Raw genomic sequence first — 17442 nt, 5'->3', positions numbered from 1 at the left:
GCCGTCAAATCTAATTGACGGCTTCTTATGAATCAGTTTTACAAAGTAATTCAAATTGACTCAAATCGCTATAAAATCAGAAATGCTATCAATTTACATACTTACCTATAACGAAGAGGTAGATATTGGCCCTTGTATTAAGTCAGCGATGTTATCTGATGACATCATGGTTGTAGACTCATGCAGTAGCGATCGCACTGTAGAAATTGCCAGTTGTTATCCAGTTCGCATCGTTGAACACGCTTTTGAAAGTCACGGGAAACAACGCACCTGGATGTTAGACTCTGTAACTCCTAAATATGAATGGGTCTACATTCTCGAAGCCGACGAGCGAATGACACCAGAACTTTTTGCTGAATGTGTAGCCGCAACTCAAAATCCAGATTATATCGGTTACTACGTTGCTGAACGGGTAATGTTCATGAATCATTGGATTCGCTACAGCACTCAATATCCCCGCTACCAAATGCGTCTTTTCCGTCATGGTAAAGTTTGGTTCACAGATTATGGTCATACGGAACGGGAAGTTTGTAATGGCACAACCAGCTTTATTAAAGAAACTTATCCCCATTACACTTGTAGTAAAGGTTTGACCCGCTGGATCGAAAAACATAACCGTTATTCTACAGATGAAGCTAAAGAGACTGTGTATCAATTACAAAAGGGCGATGTGAACTGGCAAGATTTATTCCTTGGTAAATCAGAAGTGGAAAGACGACGCGCTCTCAAGGATGTATCTTTGCGTATACCTGCCAGACCACTGACACGCTTTATCTATACGTATTTTTTCTTAGGTGGTTGCTTGGATGGGCAAGCTGGTTTAGCTTGGTGTACTTTGCAAGCATTCTACGAATACCTGATCCTGCTGAAAGTTTGGGAAATGAAATACAGCCGCAGTCAGCAGTCAGCAGTCAGCAGTAAACACTAAAATCTCCTTGGTGTCAGGCTTTGTCAGCGTTACCCAACAAATAACCACTTCTGAACACAGAAAACTAATCTTCTTAACAAGACTTATTTAAAAAATTCACTTCTGAGAATATATCACTTGCGCATCAATCAAGAGATATTCTTAGGCTATATACTGCTGTTTATATAATTATGAGCATCTGGGTGAGATTGCACGTTAGGATTAGTAATACCCAAGAAACTTGCAACAATCATTTACAAGTATTACAAAGAAAAGTAACACTGGTTAAATACCCCAAACTAATGCTTTTCTTTGATAGGGATTGAATTTTGTACGCAAAGCGGTCTGAACAGCTATTAACTTGATAATTACAGATGTTTTAGCCTGCTGAATCAAAATGTAGCCCGCCCAGAAAGAAGTATGAGACAAATTTCCCGGCTTTTGGGGACTATGGATACCAATCACAAAAATTTAAGTAGCCTAAAAAAAGGAGAATAGGGGCTTGGTAATTGAACGCCTAAAACAGGACTTAAAAAATGACCTGATTGCTGGTTTGTTGGTGGTGATTCCCCTAGCAACTACCATCTGGCTGACTATTACTATTGCCAGTTGGGTAGTTAACTTTCTCACCCAAATCCCCAAACAGCTAAATCCCTTTGATGGTCTACATCCTATATTAGTTAATGTACTTAACTTAGTAGTAGGACTAGCTGTACCACTACTAAGTATCCTGGTTATTGGCTTGATGGCTCGTAATATAGCTGGTAAGTGGTTACTAGATTTTGGTGAGCGTTTATTGCAAGCCATACCTTTAGCTGGCCAGGTGTACAAAACCCTCAAGCAATTATTGGAAACAATACTCAAAGATTCCAATGGCAAATTTCGCCGTGTGGTTTTATTAGAATATCCCAGACGGGGAATTTGGGCGATCGCCTTTGTCACTGGTGCAATTAACAATGATATCCAAGCTAAGATGTCTCAAAAAATGTTGAGCGTTTTTATCCCCACCACACCTAACCCCACCACCGGATGGTATGCAGTAGTACCAGAAGAAGAAGTAGTCAACCTCACAATATCAGTCGAAGAGGCCTTTAAAATCGTTGTTTCTGGTGGTATTGTTGCCTCTAATGCACCCCTATCCCCCTTGGTTTTACCAAAACCAGTATCATCCCTAGAAGTTCAACAGCACGTAATTCCGGTTGAAGAAACTTAAATTGGGGACTGGGGACTGCAGGATATGAGGAGGATGGGGAAGATCAGGGAGATGGGGAAGTAATTTTCCTAATGACTAATGCCAATCCCCAGTCCCCAATCCCCAATCCCTATTTTGATTGTTTAAGTGTGTAAAAATTGATATAATAGTAGTTTTGTCTCCTTTTAATTAATTAATAACCTTACCCCCCAAAATTATGCAACCTCGCAAACCCCAACAAATAGCCCGTGAATTGGCGTTGTTAAGCCTCAGCCAACTGCCGGTAAACCCCAAGAAATTGGAGAAATTACCAGATGAACAATTAGTAGCCAAGTTAGTTTTAGGCGCAGTACGTACTTTGACTACAGAAGTTCAAGATACCCTCAATAATGCGGCGGGTGAACTGCAACGCAGTAATGACCGCCTCCTAACTAGCCAAACTAGGGCTTCAGACCTAAATACAGCTAGAACTATGCTTCAAGAAGCGATCACCTATACTCAAACAGCCATCAATCAAGTGGGTACAGCAGTTGATTTTCCAGAATTAATTCAGTTGGCTAATCAGGACAAAGAAGTTCGCAATTACGCCAAAGAAATTATCATCACCGTCAACGAAAATCGCAATGTCATAGATCAAATTATTTCTGATGCCTTAGTAGATTGGCAAGTAACTCGTTTAGCCCAAATCGACAGAGATATCCTGCAAATTGCAGCGGCAGAAATGAAGTTTATGGGAGTTCCAGCCAGTATCGCCATCAACGAAGCTGTAGAATTAGCCAAACGCTACAGTGGAGATGAAGGACATCGGTTTATTAATGGTGTCTTGCGCCGCGTCACAGAGCAAAAACAAACGGCATAGAGTGTCATCCTCACTTCAACACTGTCATGAATGCCTTCAGAGTGAGGATAACCCGTAAGTTTTCCTCCCCAGCAAACGTGGCGGATTAAATTAAACTTATATAGCAGGGAATAGAGAACAGAGAGCAGGGAACAAGGTTGAAAGTCTTTTTGTATCTGCTTTTTATCATAACACTCTATTCTGATTCAACTGGCAAACCCTATCACTAACTGATAACTCATAACTAAAATAATATTGCTGCAATGGTTTTTAATTGGTTTCGTCGTCAACATAATGATTCTTCTGATACCCCTGAACAACAGCCAGAGGGGGAAACCCAGCCTATACAAGAAACACAACCAGAACCAGCCGTAGAAACTACAGAAGATACGGCTGAGTTGTTGGCTTTTGCTAAAGCTGCTTACAAAAATATTCAGCACAAACAACAAGCTCAGATTCAAGAAACTGACTCTGCTGAGGAATATGCATCAATATCAGCAGCTATTCCTGAAGAAACGACTCCAGAAGAAGTAGCAACATCTGTCACCGCAGAAGTAACCCCAGTAAATGTTTCTGAAGAACCCACTCGACAAGAAGTAGCCCCAACATCTTTTTCTCAAGAAACAACAGAAGTTTCTAGCCTAGAAAATCCAGCTACCTTATCTTTTTTAGAACGGGCAGCAGTAGAAAGACAAGCCAAACAAGAAAGATTGATAGCCACAGCCATTGAAGTTGAAGAAGCAGAAACAACACCAACTTTGGCATCAACTACAAGTACACCAGATGATATAGAAGCAGAAATTTCCGAACTGGAATTTGATGATGGGTTTGTGTGGTCAGTAGAAGTTTTGGCAGCCCAAGGAAGACGGGCAGAAGATATTTCTATGGAAGAAATTACTTGGCTGAAAAAGTTACGCCAAGGCTTAGATAAAACACGGAGGAATATCCTCAACCAACTGAAAGCAATAGTTGGTCAAGGGCCTCTAAATCAAGCTGCTGTATCGGAAATTGAAGCATTACTACTGCAAGCTGATGTGGGTGTAGAGGCGACAGATTTTATGATTGATGCTTTACAGAAAAAACTCCGGGATGAAGTCACAGCTCCAGACGAAGCGATCGCATACCTGAAAAAAATTCTCCGGGATATGCTGGATGCACCCAATAAAGCCACTGAAAAATCTACCTTTGCGCCAGAAAAAGATAACTTAAGCATTTGGTTAATCACTGGAGTTAACGGTGCTGGGAAAACAACCACAATTGGTAAAATAGCTCATTTAGCCCATAAATCTGGTTATAAATGCTTAATTGGCGCTGCTGACACCTTCCGCGCTGCCGCAGTCGAACAGGTTAAAGTTTGGGGTAGTAGAAGTGGTGTAGAAGTTATTGCCAATCCCGGACAGAATACAGATCCAGCCGCAGTGGTATTTGATGCGATTACCGCAGCCCAATCACGAGGAACAGAATTACTATTAATAGATACTGCTGGAAGACTCCAAAACAAGAGAAACTTAATGGACGAATTGAGCAAAATTCGACGTATTATCGACAAAAAAGCCCCAAATATTCATGTAGAATCCCTCTTAGTTTTAGATTCTACCTTGGGACAAAACGGACTCCGGCAAGCTGAAGTATTTTCCCAAGCAGCCCAAGTAAGCGGTGTAGTCTTAACCAAACTCGATGGTACAGCCAAAGGTGGTGTTGCCCTGGCCGTTGTCCAACAATTAGGTTTACCCATTCGTTTTATTGGTGCTGGAGAAGGAATTGAAGATTTGCGCCCATTCTCCAGTTATGAGTTTGTCGAAGCCCTATTAAATGGCTAATTTCAGTTATCAGTTATCAGTTGTTATTCTCTCTCTACTCCCTGCCCCTGAACTCCTGTAACTTCTGTGACTCCTCATAACCCAGCTTGACACAACTCATACTCCTGATTTCTAAAACTTAAAGTAATTCTTTTTTTTAACAAAAAATGCATAACTTCTGGTAGAATTTCACACTAAAGCCACCTTCCTAACGCGCCTATTAGTTGATCCAATGCAGATCAGGGTTACTTGATCACTGCACAAAATATCGACAAACAAGCAGATTCCTGTAAGTAAGCTGGCTGAATACCCCTGATTTTTTTATCAGGTTCTACTTGCAAAATTGCTCATCAACACTATTCTTCAGCTATTTAGACATTTGAATTGTCATGGGTTACCTAAAACTATCTGAATTTGGGGTTAAAGACTTGAGATTATTCTTGCTCTAGGTAGTATTTCCATAGATTCTAGATATTTTTAGCCCAAAGCAAATTGTATTTTCAGCAATTTAAAATCTGCTAACCAATAAATTGAATATGGAAAATTTATATTGGTGCAAATCTTCAGGAAATGTATGTTATACCAGTTAGATGTTGGGAATATCTAAGTTGTATCTTTGTTTTGACAGGTGATGATGATAAATCTTTTTTCTGCAACTCCAGCAACAAAACAATAATAAACAACCCCATAAAAAATCAATCAGGCCAAAATTCTTCAGACTTACGCTTTAAGTCTAAGATATGACTTTGCAAGCGGAAAAGTTTTATTTCTCAGGGTATATGAATTACTAATTCAGTCATGAAAAGGTTATAAACCGACTGAATAGTTGTGAAAATTACTGTTTTTCTGACCCATGTTTAAGTAAAAGATAAATTGCTATAAAGTCCCATAAAGTTAAGAAACCCCAATCAGCAAATGCAATACTCAGAAAAATCACATCCTAAGTCTTTCTACTCTTGCTAAAATGGCTAATTTTGTCCAAGATAATTGAGCGATACCAAAAACAAAGGATTGAAAAAAATCATAAATCTGCCATCTGCTAATATCAAGTGCAATAGTATATTTACCTGTGTCTCAAGTGCCTTCTCACCCCACTGAAAGTAATAGTAATGCCGCGACAGATGTCACTCCAGTTGTGGCATTGAAAGAACTTGTGGCCAGGTTGAACCGCGAACAGAACAAAATTCAGGATTTGCTCAGTTCTTTAGGATTTGCCCTCAGAAGCTTTAATAATTTGAATCAGTTTTTGGAACTGATTCCACTCATGGCAACAAGAGTTACTGATGCTGATGGTAGCGCCTTATTTCTATATAAACCTAATGGTCAAATTAGGTTAGAGCAGCTACATTGGCAAGATAGCCAACAACGAAAAAATATCAGGAAAGCCCTAGAAACTGCCAGCAGTCAAATTACTCTTTTACCTAATTCTGCACCACTAACAGCAACCACAGGCATTTTAGATGATGAAATGCATCGCTACTTAGGTCCAGATGTACAAATTTTTGGTACAGCGATTTTAGTTAAGCATACAGAACGAGGATGGCTTTATGTATTAAGCCGTGATCCAGAATATAGTTGGACAGAAACTAGACAAAAGTTGGTTAGGTTAGTTGCAGATCAAACAGCCGTAGCGATTGAAAACGATGAACTAGCAGTAGAACTGAGGAAAAAAGAACGCTTAGATCAAGAATTAGAAATTGGGGCAGAAATTCAACGCCGACTTTTACCGCGTCAATGTCCTAATATTCCTGGTGCAGTTTTGGCAGCACGTTGTAAACCTGCTAACCGTGTGGGTGGAGACTACTATGATTTTATTCCCACAAATAATAATCAGTTAAAATTGAATAATAGTAGTGCAGAAGATGCCCGTTGGGCTTTGGTAATTGGCGATGTGATGGGTAAAGGTGTTCCCGCTGGTTTAATTATGACAATGTTGCGAGGAATGCTAAGAGGTGAAGTATTACATGGTAATTCCGCAGCGGGAATTTTGCAAAATTTGAATCGAGTTATGTATGCGGATTTGGAAAATTCCCACCGCTTTGTGACAATGTTTTATTCAGAATATAATCCCCGCACAAGAGTTTTGGCTTATAGTAATGCAGCACACAATCCCCCTTTGTGGTGGCACGCTGCGACTAAAACTGTGAGCAGATTGGATACTTTGGGAATGCTAATTGGTTTGGATGCTAACAGCCAATATGAAGATGGGGAAGTACAATTAGAACCTGGTGATACGGTTATTTATTATACGGACGGCTTGACTGATGCGGCTGCGGCTAGTGGTGATCGCTTTGATGAAGATAATTTTGTCACTTCATTTAATGCGGCTTGTCGTTATTGCAATGGACCCCAGGAAATTGTTGATTATTTATTTGATAAAGTTGAGGAATTTATTGGTCCTGATAAGCAAAATACTGATGATATGACGTTGGTGATTTTGCAGATTTTGTAATTGATTATCAGATTATGACTAGTACCGCCGTGAATTCAAAATGCTTCTTTCAGAAGAGCTACGCTAACAAAATTCAAAATAGTGCTTCCAACAGGCTGCGCCAACAAAATTCAAAATTTATACGGCGTTAGCTTTTCAGAGATTTGGAATGGTTGGTTTATTTACACCCTACTGTACTACGTAAAAGCCTGCAGAACTTTCATTAAATACTGTGTCAAACTAAAAGCATCAACACCTAATTCTGTTCTTTCTTCCGCTGCCAAAATACCTGCTTGAGAATGCCACCAAGTCGCAGTTGCAACAACATCTTCAATAGGAGTTTGTTTATTTGCAGTTTGCGCTAATAATCCACCCATTAAACCAGTTAAAACATCACCACTACCACCACGGGCTAAAGCTGGTGTACTTTCAGAATTGATCCAAACAACACCTTGAGGGTTAGATATAGCTGTTCTTGCCCCCTTTAACAAAACTACAGCCCCAGTTTGAGCCGCTGCTGTTTGCACCGCTTTGACTCTATCTGTGTAGGAAATATCAGGAAATAAACGATGAAATTCACCTGTGTGAGGACTAAGAACCGTTGTTGTCTGACGTTTTTGTAAAGTGGAAATAGTCCCTATTTGTGCCAATATATTTAAAGCATCGGCATCTAGAATTAAAGGAACTTGACTTTCAATTACTTGTTGAACAATTGGCGTGCTATCTTGAGTTAAACCGGGGCCACAAGCAATTACACTGAATGAACTTAAATGCGTTTTTCCTGGTAATTGTAAATGAGAAATTGCCCCTGTTTCTGTTTCAGGACATCCGATAATTAAAGCTTCTGGTAAATGAGAAACTAAAAGCGTTTTAACAGATTCAGGTACAGCAATAGATAACATTCCTACACCAGAAGCACGCGCACCCAAACCACTTAAAATTGCACTTCCAGCATAACGTCGTGAACCACAAATTAATAGTAAATGTCCTGATTTATATTTATGTGTAATTGGGGAACGGGGTAAAGGTAAAGACGCAATTACTGTGGTTTGAGTAATGCGTTTAATTTTCGGTACTTCTCCCAAAACAGTATGAATATCTGCTAAGGGAATATCAAAATCAATTAATTCAGGTTTTCCAATATATTCTAATGCTTGTTCTTGCAATAAACCCTGTTTCCATAAACCTAAACAAAAAGTCTGAGTAGCGCGAATAGCAGTTCCTAAAACTGCTCCTGTATCTGTATGTAAACCTGAAGGTAAATCAATACTGAAAACCTGTTTATTAGATTCATTAAAATAATTAATTGCATAAGCAATAGAATCAGTAATTTCTCTTTCTAAACCCAAACCAAATAAACCGTCAACTAAAAAATCACAACTTGGTAACTTATCAGTTTCTTGAAAACAAGGAATTCCCAAACTTTGAGCATATTGAAAATGTTGATTAGTTAATTCCTTCAGTTTAGAGAAGGGTTGATAAATCCAAACTTGATAACCACGAAAGTGTAGTTCACGAGCTACGACTAAAGCATCACCACCGTTATGGCCAGGACCGACTAAAATTCCCACACATCGCCCTTTTGGTATGATAACCTGTAAGCGATCACTAATCAGTCCTGCTACTTTTTCCATCAAAGCTGCAACAGGCATTCCCGCTGCAAATATTCGCCCTTCAATGTCACACATTTGGGCAGATGTTACTACTATTTGTTCTTTAGTCATTGGTCATTAGTTATTAGTCATTAGACATTGGGCGTTAAAAGGATTTCTTCCCCATCTCCCTCATCTCCCTCATCTCCCTCATCTCTACCAGTCCCCAGTCCCTCACTTACCGTAATAAACTCTCGCATTTCCGTAGCCTAATTTTTTATTATAATCATCATTCCATTCCTTGGCTTCTGGAGGTTTGCTAAAAGGACCCACAGCTATATGCGCTCCTCTTGACTCTCATCTACACATTACTATTTTGACCAAATACTCCGGCCGACTTGTTCACCCAAATTGCGTAAATTATTAGGAATACTGGGAGTAATCACATACTAAGAAGTAGGATTTTTTTGGCTATATATATAATTAATTCTGGTAATTCGATCATTATAGCTAGGGGGATAATAAGAGAGTTCCGAGGTATTGCTGGAATATATAGGATTATTGTTACCCCCTGTTCCATTATTACGCAAACCGACAAAACGAGCGCCAGAAATACCATTTAGTTCCAATTTTCTGAACCTTTGTTGAGCATTAAATTAAATGGTTTGCTAAAAACACCTGCTTGAATTATCGTTCTTCCACCGTACTGTCGAACATAAGCACTACTTTCAATCTGAAGTATGCGTTGCAAAGTTTGAGGATTATCACCGTCAACATAAATAAAGTAACGTTCGAAATCTTGGTTATCTTGACTGATTTGTTGAGTTTGGGAAGGTTGATAGTTTTGACTATTTCGACTAAATTCTATAGCTTGGGTCGTTGGTAATTGAGGTAATCCTTGTGCAATAGTGGGAACGTTTAAATCTGAATATATCCTGATACTGATTCAATTGTGCTTGTGTTGCTCTATTTTGGGGGATGGTTGCCAAAAGACTGCCTATAATAAATAGCGAAATAGATAGGTAGGTAAATCGACTGACTATGAAAATCTGCATATTGATCACTCTCTTGAGCAACTATTTTCCATTAGTCATAATTGTAAATAGTTAATGGATAATTACGGAGATGGTTGAAGCCCCATAACTGAAAGTTGATTACTACCAAAGCTTTTGAGCAACTTGTGCTACAATTGGACAGTCTAGCGTTTTGTTTAGGGTGAAAAATAATCTCCCAGTAATAATCAATCAGTAGCAAGTACTGTTAAAAGTATGAATTATGAAAAAAGTTGTCGTTGGTCTTTCTGGTGGCGTTGACAGTTCTGTAGCTGCCGCTATGTTACACAATCAGGGCTATGATGTAATTGGTTTAACCCTTTGGCTGATGAAAGGCAAAGGGCAATGTTGCTCTGAAGGAATGATTGACGCGGCTAGTGTTTGTGAACAATTAGGCATTCCCCACGAAGTTGTTGATATTCGGGATGTCTTTCAAGCCAATATTGTGGATTATTTACTATCGGGTTACAGTATGGGAATTACGCCGTTACCTTGTTCCCAATGCAATAAAACGGTGAAATTTGGGCCAATGGTGGAATATGCGCGGGAAAAATTGGGAAGTAATGCGATCGCTACAGGTCATTATGCCCAAGTTCGCTACGATGAAACCACCGGACGTTATAAATTGTTACGTGCAGTTTATCGTAACAAAGACCAGTCCTATTTTCTCTATGATTTGTCTCAAGATTTACTAAGTGCTTCGGTTTTTCCTTTGGGAGAATTGAATAAAACCGATACCCGCAGAATTGCGGCTGAATACGGTTTAACAACTGCTGATAAACCAGAAAGTCAAGATTTATGCTTGGTGGAAAGTAACGGTTCCATGCGGGCATTTTTAGATAGATATTTAGTACCTAAACCCGGTGATATTCTCGATACCACTGGTAAAGTTTTGGGACAACATGATGGTGTTCATCATTACACAATTGGACAACGTAAGGGTATAGGTATTGCTGCGGACGAACCCTTGTATGTGATTGAATTGGATGCAGTTAATAACAGAGTAGTTGTAGGCGAGCGCACCAAAGGAACTCAATCAGAATGTACACTAAATAGAGTAAATTGGGTTTCCATAGCTGAACCGGCAACCCCCATCCGTGCAGAAGTACAAATTCGTTATCGTTCACAACCCGTACCGGTGACAGTGATACCTTTAGAAGATTTTCGTGTGCGGTTGGTGTTTGATGAACCACAGTTCAGTATTACCCCTGGACAAGCTGCGGTTTGGTATGAAGGGGATAAGGTATTGGGTGGGGGAATAATTGAACAGTTCAGTTAATTCCCAAGATTTACCTAATCGTGAGGGAAGATCCTCATGGTGCAACCAGCCCTAAAACTTATCAAACTTGATGAATTTATTACTCAGTACGCCTATATTGATAATTATGAACTCATTGATGGGGAATTAATCGAAATAGAACCAACAGGACCCCATAAGTAAATGTCATCTTTAAATTGGGCAACGAAAACTGAATGTAGAAATTGATCGTCAGGAATTACCATATTTTATTTCCCATCGCTGCTTAATTAAACTATTGGGAACATAAACAGTCTTTCGTCCCGATGTCATTGTGTTAGAGCAAACACAACTAATTAATGAACGATTATGGCAACAACAACCTGTAATTACACCAGGAAAATCAATTAAACTCATGGCTGAAGTCGTGAGTACACATTGGCAAAACGACTACGCCCGCAAAGTTGAAGATTACGCCCTATTAGGTATACTTGAATATTATTAGACTGTAAATTATTTGGGTATTGCTGGAAGAGAATATATTGGCAAATCCAAACAGCCAACTATTACAATTTGCACCTTAGTAGAAGATGAGTATCAAAAGCGATTGTTTCAAAACAACGAGCAACTCGTTTCTTCAAACTTTCCTAACTTGCAATTAACAGCAGAACAACTCTTTATGGTCTAATTGTTAGATGAAAAATTGAGAGGTTTGGTGTTTTAAGGCTATGCAAGGATTAGAAAGGATTAGACAGGTCTTATGCAAGTGCTAGTGAAAATCCTGGACTAATAATTAGAATTGCAGAATATCTAAGTCCTAAACAGTGAGAATATATTTTAGAAGCTTTCTACAAAAATGATCAAATATATGATCCTTGGCAATGTTCTGCTACCTTTCATACCTTATAGGTAATTCCCAATCTTGGTTAATTTCTGTTGGATCTTCGGGGTATGCTTCCTCTAACTCTTGAAATCGCAAGCAATCTAATGCTAACTCAATTACTTGCGATCGAGATTTACACTTTTTGGTAATTTTGTAGTTCTCAATAAACTGCACTAAAGAGGCTGCTAAGGAAATTGATATTTTTTCCGTTTGCATAGTATTAGCATCCGGTAATCTCGTCTTTCTTCCCAAAACCTAGCATAAATAATATCTCTTTCTCTCCCTGCCTCCTGTCCCCTACCCCCTGCCTTCTTTTCCCAATCTTATCATTTCCTATCGGCAATTGACAAAATTATTTTGACAAATTGTACTATATCTACCGACAATTTGATAATTTAGTACATAGTTTGCAATAGTATTTATAAATTACGGAAGGAATCACGTTGAGTTACCATCCAGATGCGATCGCCCCCCACGGCGGAGAGTTAATAAACCGAGTTGCTTCGTCAGAACAAAGAGAAGTATTTCTCTCCAAAGGTGACTTTTTACCGCGAGTAACACTTGATGAGCGAGCCCTTTCTGATTTGGAAATGATAGCCATTGGTGGTTTTAGTCCGCTGATTAGTTTCATGAACCAAGCCGACTATGATCGCGTAGTTACAGAAATGCGACTGGCCAACGGACTTGTCTGGTCAATTCCAATTACACTATCTGTAACAGAAGAAAATGCAGCCCCTCTCCAAGCAGGTGGTTTAGTGCGTCTGGATAACCCCAATGGGGAGTTTATTGGGGTTTTGGAACTGAGCGAAAAGTATAGTTATGACAAAAAACGCGAAGCTATCAATGTCTATCGCACAGATGATGTCAAACACCCTGGAGTGGAGGTACTTTACAATCAAGGTTCCGTGAATCTAGCTGGGGATATCTGGTTACTGCAACGTGATTCTCATCCCCAGTTTCCCAGCTACCAAATTGATCCTGCTCCTTCCCGGCAAATGTTTAGAGAGAAAGGTTGGAAAACTATCGTCGGTTTCCAAACTCGCAACCCCATCCACCGCGCCCATGAGTATATTCAAAAATGTGCTTTGGAAACAGTAGACGGTCTATTTTTACACCCATTAGTAGGCGCAACCAAAGAAGACGATATCGCCGCTGATGTGCGGATGCGTTGCTATGAAATACTCATGGAACATTATTACCCCTTAGATAGAGTAATTCTCGCCATTAATCCAGCGGCAATGCGTTATGCTGGTCCAAGGGAAGCTATTTTCCATGCTCTGGTTCGCAAGAATTACGGCTGTACACATTTTATTGTTGGGCGAGATCATGCTGGTGTAGGTGACTACTACGGCACTTATGATGCTCAATATATATTTGATGAGTTTGCGCCTGAAGAATTAGGCATTGTGCCAATGAAGTTTGAACACGCTTTCTACTGCACACGCACCAAACAAATGGCGACAACTAAAACCAGTCCGAGCAGACCAGAAGAACGGGTTCACCTGTCGGGTACAAAAGTCCGGGAGATGTTGCGTCGTGGTGAGTTACCCCCACCAGAATTCTCTCGTCCTGAAGTAGTGGCTGAGTTAGCACGGGCAATGTCTATCCCACAAGCAGCTTTAGCTGAACCCTGATGGAAAAGCAGCAAAAAGTGTAAATTGAAACTTTACTCTATAGCCCTCAGCCCCTTAAGCTGTTAGCTGATGGACTAAGGGCTGATGCTAATTATGAAACGGCGTGCGTTTTTAGAACGAATTGGCTCCATACTGGCAGTATTGGGACTGACTGAAGCTGAGTGGTTAACTTTAGGGAATCGCTATTATCAAGCTTTAGCACAACCCAAACCGCGTAAGTTGGCATTGTTAATAGGTATCAATCAATATCCACAGAGTCCTGTCCTTAGTGGTTGTTTAACTGATGTGGAATTGCAAAAAGAACTTTTGATTCACCGCTTTGGCTTTGCATCTGCGGATATTCTCACCTTAACTGAGGAACAAGCCAGCCGGGAATTTATCGAAGCGGCTTGTTTAGATCACTTGGGTAACCAAGCGAAAGCTGATGATACAGTCGTTTTTCATTTTAGCGGCTATGGCACTCGTGTTAAATTGGCAACTTTTCCAGAGACTGTGGAAAATGCCTTAATTCCTTTCGATGTAGATACACAGAATCAACTATCTGTCAACTATTTATTAGAACAAACTCTTTTATTGTTGTTGCGCTCACTCCCTACCAACCGAGTCACAACAATATTAGATACTAGTTATTATGCTCCCAGTACATTACAGACCCCTGCTTTGAAATTTCGTTCCCGCCCAGAATCATCAGTAGCAAAGTTAGCACTGGAGGAATTGGCATTTCTCAAACAGCAACAAACCCAGAATCCCGCACTTAACAATGCAATGCTGCTAAAAGCAACCTCGACAGAAAATCAGCAAGCGGGAGAATTGCTTTTTGGTAATTTCAGTGCAGGTTTATTTACCTACGTTTTGACCCAATACTTATGGGAAACTACCCCAGCCACAACCATTCAAATTCTGCTCTCTCATATCCGTAGTTCCATATACAAATTGGGTAGCAAACAGCAGCCAGGGTTATGGACTGAAAAGAAAAATCCTCAAAGTGGTTTAATTATTGATAATTTCCCCCTGGTAAGTAGTGATGCAGAAGGAGTGGTAATAGCTCTAAATGAAGATGGTAAAGCAGTCGAGTTATGGCTGGGAGGATTACCTCTGCAAGTTTTGGAATACTATGGAGTTAATTCCAGATTGATTACACCGACTGGAGAACAGTTAATCTTTAAGTCGCACAATGGTTTAACTGCAAAAGCACAGATATCCAACCAAGACGCTACCACATCGCTACAAGTTGGGCAAGTAGTACAAGAAGCAGTGCGCGTCTTACCTCGGAATATTAGTTTAACTGTTCTCTTAGATTCTGGTCTAGAAAGAATTGAGCGTGTAGATGCTACCAGCGCCTTTGCGACAATTACTCGGATAGTTAACATTACAGCAACAGAACAGAAGCCTGATTACATATTTGGCAAGTTAAAAAACATACCGAGTCGTTATGGTCTTTTTTCCCTTGATGGTGAAGTGATTCTCAATACGGCCGGGGAAACTGGAGAAGCCGTGAAAGTAGCAGTGCAGAGATTAACACCAAAATTTTCTACCCTGTTAGCAGCAAAGTTATGGCGACTGACAGAAAATCAAGTTTCTTCTCGCTTGGCTGTGAAAGCTACTTTAGAGATGGTGAACAACATCTCACCCGGTGTCGTTATGCAACAGCAAACATGGCGCGGGTTTAGTGGGAAAAGTACAACTCATAAAGCACTCACCACCCCAGGAACAGCTATTCCCACAGTTCCCGTCGGGAGTACGATGCAGTATAGGGTAGAAAATTTGAGCGCTCGCCCGATATATTTAATGTTAGTGGGGTTAAATAATAGTAGAAGTGCCATCACCTTTTACCCTTGGGAAGTCTCTAAACTAGCAGATACCTCTGACACCAAACCCCATCTCCGAGAAATAGTCATTTCTCCTGGACAAACTCTGAGATTACCAGAAAACAATGCTACTGCTGGTTGGACGCTTCCTTCCCCAGTTTTCTTTTGTGAACACCAACTAATTCTTAGTACCTCTCCCTTCACTGAAACCCTTGCAGCCTTGGGAATTACCAAGTATCCTAGTTCTGATCAACAGCCCATTAGCCCTTTAGTTAATGCTTTAGAAGTTGCCCAAGCCTTGCTTCAAGATTTACATAATGCCAGTAAAATTAAAGTAGAAATTACTGGAACTGCTGCGGACTCTTATGTATTAGATGTGAATAATTGGGCAAGCCTTAACTTTAGTTTCCAAGTGGTTTCAACCCTCCAATTTTAGAAGCGGTAAGTTTTGTGGCAGGCTCTAAATGTTAGTTATAAAACTAAATTACGAATTAGAAATTGCTTATTCATCTAGGGACTGGAAGCACTATTACAAATTACAAATTAATGTAAATCTACAACTTTAATTAATCCTCCTTTTAAAGCATCAAATACTTTATTAATTTGCCTAAGATGGTGATCGCTTAGTCCGTCTTCAGTCAAAAAACTGGACATCATAATCTGTTGATCTTTTCGTGTAATTCGGCGATTAGCAAATATGCGTTCCAAGATTGGCTCTAAATTGCTAGGGTTTGAGTTGACATTGAATTGCATATTATTGTTTTCTAGCATTTTAATATACTCTTCATAGTAACTAACTTTACAATAACAAAGTTTCGTAAACTTGCCATTCGTAGCTTTACCGAAACAAAAAAAACGATTTCATTACTAGCGTGTACCTTTGGATTATTCACATTTCCGGTAGAATAACTTAGCCGTTTAAAAATTTCATGATTTAAAAAAATGACACTAGCACAGATTGGGATTATTGGTGGCAGTGGGTTATACAAAATGGAAGCCCTTAAAGATGTGGAATCTTTAGAACTTCAGACACCTTTTGGCGCACCATCAGATGCAGTAATTCTGGGGACTCTGGTGGGAACAAGAGTGGCTTTCTTAGCTCGTCATGGTCGTAACCATACGCTATTACCTACGGAGTTACCCTTTCCCGCTAATATTTATGCTATGAAGCAATTAGGTGTGAAATACTTAATCTCTGCCAGTGCAGTTGGTTCATTGAAAGCAGAAGCGAAACCACTAGATATGGTAGTGCCAGATCAGTTTATTGACAGAACAAAAAATCGCATCTCTACGTTTTTTGGTGAAGGAATTGTGGCGCATATTGCTTTTGGTGAGCCTATTTGCAAAAATTTGGCTGGAGTTTTAGCTGATGCGATCGCTTCTTTGAATTTAACAGATGTTACTCTCCATCGTGGTGGTACTTATGTGTGTATGGAAGGCCCGGCATTTTCTACCAAAGCAGAATCAAATCTTTATAGAAGTTGGGATGCAACAGTCATTGGCATGACCAACTTGCCAGAAGCAAAGTTAGCTAGAGAAGCGGAAATAGCTTATGCTACCTTGGCTTTAGTTACCGATTATGATTGTTGGCATCCAGATCACGACAGTGTGACCGTAGATATGGTAATTGCTAATTTACAGCGGAATGCAGTAAATGCTCAAAAGGTAATTGAAGAAACTGTGAAGCGTCTCAGTGAAAATCCCCCTGTGAGTGATGCACATTCCGCCTTGAAATATGCAATTTTAACCAACTTAGGCAATGCACCCACAGCTACGAAGGATAAATTGGCTTTCTTGTTGCAGAAATATTTGTAAAAGGGAATAAGGAACAGGTGACAGGGAACAGATTATTCTCCCTCATCTCCCTACACTTTTATTCACATTGAATCGAGGTGACGACGTAATTTACTGCTGAAAACATCTATTACAGTCACTACCACCAATAACACCAACATCATGGTTGTCGCTTTTGTGTATTCAAAACCGTCTATATAGCTTTTTAAATGAAAGCCAATCCCACCTGCAGCAACTACACCGAGTACGGAAGGCGCAAGAATAATAGACCTATT

The 17442-nt window shown here is 39.8% G+C and carries 14 protein-coding genes and 2 pseudogenes; 11 read left to right on the top strand and 5 right to left on the bottom strand.

Annotated elements, in window-relative coordinates:
* Positions 1–82 precede the first annotated feature (82 nt).
* The 5 genes and pseudogenes from AAZO_RS07615 to AAZO_RS07590 all read left to right on the top strand — a co-directional run bounded on the left by AAZO_RS07615 (position 83) and on the right by AAZO_RS07590 (position 7188).
* A complete protein-coding gene (locus AAZO_RS07615) occupies positions 83–928 on the top strand; it encodes a glycosyltransferase family 2 protein (RefSeq protein ID WP_013190788.1) in 846 nt (281 codons plus the stop codon).
* A gap of 429 nt (positions 929–1357) precedes the next feature.
* A pseudogene (locus AAZO_RS07605) lies at positions 1358–2120 on the top strand (DUF502 domain-containing protein).
* 196 nt (positions 2121–2316) lie between these two features.
* Positions 2317–2958, top strand: a complete 642-nt coding sequence (nusB, locus tag AAZO_RS07600) for a transcription antitermination factor NusB (protein WP_013190786.1) — start codon at positions 2317–2319, stop codon at positions 2956–2958.
* A gap of 242 nt (positions 2959–3200) precedes the next feature.
* Positions 3201–4757 (top strand): signal recognition particle-docking protein FtsY, encoded by a 1557-nt coding sequence (gene ftsY, locus AAZO_RS07595; RefSeq protein WP_013190785.1) that lies wholly within the window; start codon positions 3201–3203, stop codon positions 4755–4757.
* A gap of 1048 nt (positions 4758–5805) precedes the next feature.
* On the top strand, positions 5806–7188 hold the full coding sequence (locus tag AAZO_RS07590) for a PP2C family protein-serine/threonine phosphatase (RefSeq protein WP_013190784.1): 1383 nt from the start codon (positions 5806–5808) through the stop codon (positions 7186–7188).
* Positions 7189–7364: 176 nt separating this feature from the next.
* On the opposite strand, the gene AAZO_RS07585 is transcribed toward AAZO_RS07590, so the two are convergent.
* Both AAZO_RS07585 and AAZO_RS33500 read right to left on the bottom strand, forming a co-directional pair.
* Entirely contained in the window at positions 7365–8891 is a 1527-nt protein-coding gene (locus AAZO_RS07585; RefSeq protein WP_013190783.1) for a bifunctional ADP-dependent NAD(P)H-hydrate dehydratase/NAD(P)H-hydrate epimerase, read from the bottom strand.
* A gap of 317 nt (positions 8892–9208) precedes the next feature.
* A complete protein-coding gene (locus tag AAZO_RS33500; RefSeq protein WP_144031257.1) occupies positions 9209–9388 on the bottom strand; it encodes a hypothetical protein in 180 nt (59 codons plus the stop codon).
* A gap of 646 nt (positions 9389–10034) precedes the next feature.
* Between AAZO_RS33500 and mnmA the strand changes: the two genes are divergently transcribed.
* The 3 genes from mnmA to AAZO_RS43480 all read left to right on the top strand — a co-directional run bounded on the left by mnmA (position 10035) and on the right by AAZO_RS43480 (position 11553).
* Positions 10035–11090 (top strand): tRNA 2-thiouridine(34) synthase MnmA, encoded by a 1056-nt coding sequence (gene mnmA, locus AAZO_RS07580; RefSeq protein ID WP_013190781.1) that lies wholly within the window; start codon positions 10035–10037, stop codon positions 11088–11090.
* Positions 11091–11126: 36 nt separating this feature from the next.
* Positions 11127–11252 carry a hypothetical protein gene (locus AAZO_RS43485; protein WP_420807047.1) on the top strand — a complete coding sequence of 42 codons (126 nt, stop codon included), beginning with the start codon at positions 11127–11129 and terminating at the stop codon, positions 11250–11252.
* Between the two features lie 130 nt (positions 11253–11382).
* Positions 11383–11553, top strand: coding sequence for a Uma2 family endonuclease (locus AAZO_RS43480; RefSeq protein WP_420807046.1), 171 nt, complete (start codon positions 11383–11385; stop codon positions 11551–11553).
* A gap of 384 nt (positions 11554–11937) precedes the next feature.
* Here the strand turns inward: AAZO_RS43480 and AAZO_RS07570 are convergent, their stop codons facing one another.
* Entirely contained in the window at positions 11938–12147 is a 210-nt protein-coding gene (locus AAZO_RS07570) for a hypothetical protein (protein ID WP_013190780.1), read from the bottom strand.
* Between the two features lie 227 nt (positions 12148–12374).
* On the opposite strand from AAZO_RS07570, the gene sat reads away from it, so the two are divergent.
* Positions 12375–13565 (top strand): sulfate adenylyltransferase, encoded by a 1191-nt coding sequence (gene sat, locus AAZO_RS07565; RefSeq protein WP_013190779.1) that lies wholly within the window; start codon positions 12375–12377, stop codon positions 13563–13565.
* A gap of 93 nt (positions 13566–13658) precedes the next feature.
* Positions 13659–15809, top strand: coding sequence for a caspase family protein (locus tag AAZO_RS07560; RefSeq protein ID WP_041639652.1), 2151 nt, complete (start codon positions 13659–13661; stop codon positions 15807–15809).
* Between the two features lie 107 nt (positions 15810–15916).
* On the opposite strand, the gene AAZO_RS07555 is transcribed toward AAZO_RS07560, so the two are convergent.
* Positions 15917–16144, bottom strand: coding sequence for a hypothetical protein (locus tag AAZO_RS07555; RefSeq protein WP_013190777.1), 228 nt, complete (start codon positions 16142–16144; stop codon positions 15917–15919).
* Positions 16145–16315: 171 nt separating this feature from the next.
* On the opposite strand from AAZO_RS07555, the gene AAZO_RS07550 reads away from it, so the two are divergent.
* A complete protein-coding gene (locus tag AAZO_RS07550) occupies positions 16316–17188 on the top strand; it encodes an S-methyl-5'-thioadenosine phosphorylase (protein WP_013190776.1) in 873 nt (290 codons plus the stop codon).
* 62 nt (positions 17189–17250) lie between these two features.
* Here the strand turns inward: AAZO_RS07550 and AAZO_RS37375 are convergent.
* A pseudogene (locus AAZO_RS37375) lies at positions 17251–17430 on the bottom strand (phosphonate ABC transporter, permease protein PhnE); the annotation flags it as partial.
* Between the last annotated feature and the right edge of the window lie 12 nt (positions 17431–17442).

Source organism: 'Nostoc azollae' 0708, assembly GCF_000196515.1.
GTDB lineage: Bacteria > Cyanobacteriota > Cyanobacteriia > Cyanobacteriales > Nostocaceae > Trichormus_B > Trichormus_B azollae.
The sequence above is the reverse complement of the archived record's forward strand: the minus strand, read 5'-3'. Positions and strand labels throughout refer to the sequence as shown.

Excerpts from the sequence above, each read along its gene's own strand:
- ftsY (WP_013190785.1), top strand. The coding sequence starts at position 3,201 with ATGGTTTTTAATTGGTTTCGTCGTCAACATAATGATTCTTCTGATACC.
- AAZO_RS07615 (WP_013190788.1), top strand. The coding sequence starts at position 83 with ATGCTATCAATTTACATACTTACCTATAACGAAGAGGTAGATATTGGC.
- AAZO_RS07570 (WP_013190780.1), bottom strand. The coding sequence starts at position 12,147 with ATGCAAACGGAAAAAATATCAATTTCCTTAGCAGCCTCTTTAGTGCAG.
- AAZO_RS43485 (WP_420807047.1), top strand. The coding sequence starts at position 11,127 with ATGGTGCAACCAGCCCTAAAACTTATCAAACTTGATGAATTTATTACT.
- AAZO_RS07550 (WP_013190776.1), top strand. The coding sequence starts at position 16,316 with ATGACACTAGCACAGATTGGGATTATTGGTGGCAGTGGGTTATACAAA.
- mnmA (WP_013190781.1), top strand. The coding sequence starts at position 10,035 with ATGAAAAAAGTTGTCGTTGGTCTTTCTGGTGGCGTTGACAGTTCTGTA.
- AAZO_RS07555 (WP_013190777.1), bottom strand. The coding sequence starts at position 16,144 with ATGCTAGAAAACAATAATATGCAATTCAATGTCAACTCAAACCCTAGC.
- AAZO_RS07560 (WP_041639652.1), top strand. The coding sequence starts at position 13,659 with ATGAAACGGCGTGCGTTTTTAGAACGAATTGGCTCCATACTGGCAGTA.
- AAZO_RS07585 (WP_013190783.1), bottom strand. The coding sequence starts at position 8,891 with ATGACTAAAGAACAAATAGTAGTAACATCTGCCCAAATGTGTGACATT.
- nusB (WP_013190786.1), top strand. The coding sequence starts at position 2,317 with ATGCAACCTCGCAAACCCCAACAAATAGCCCGTGAATTGGCGTTGTTA.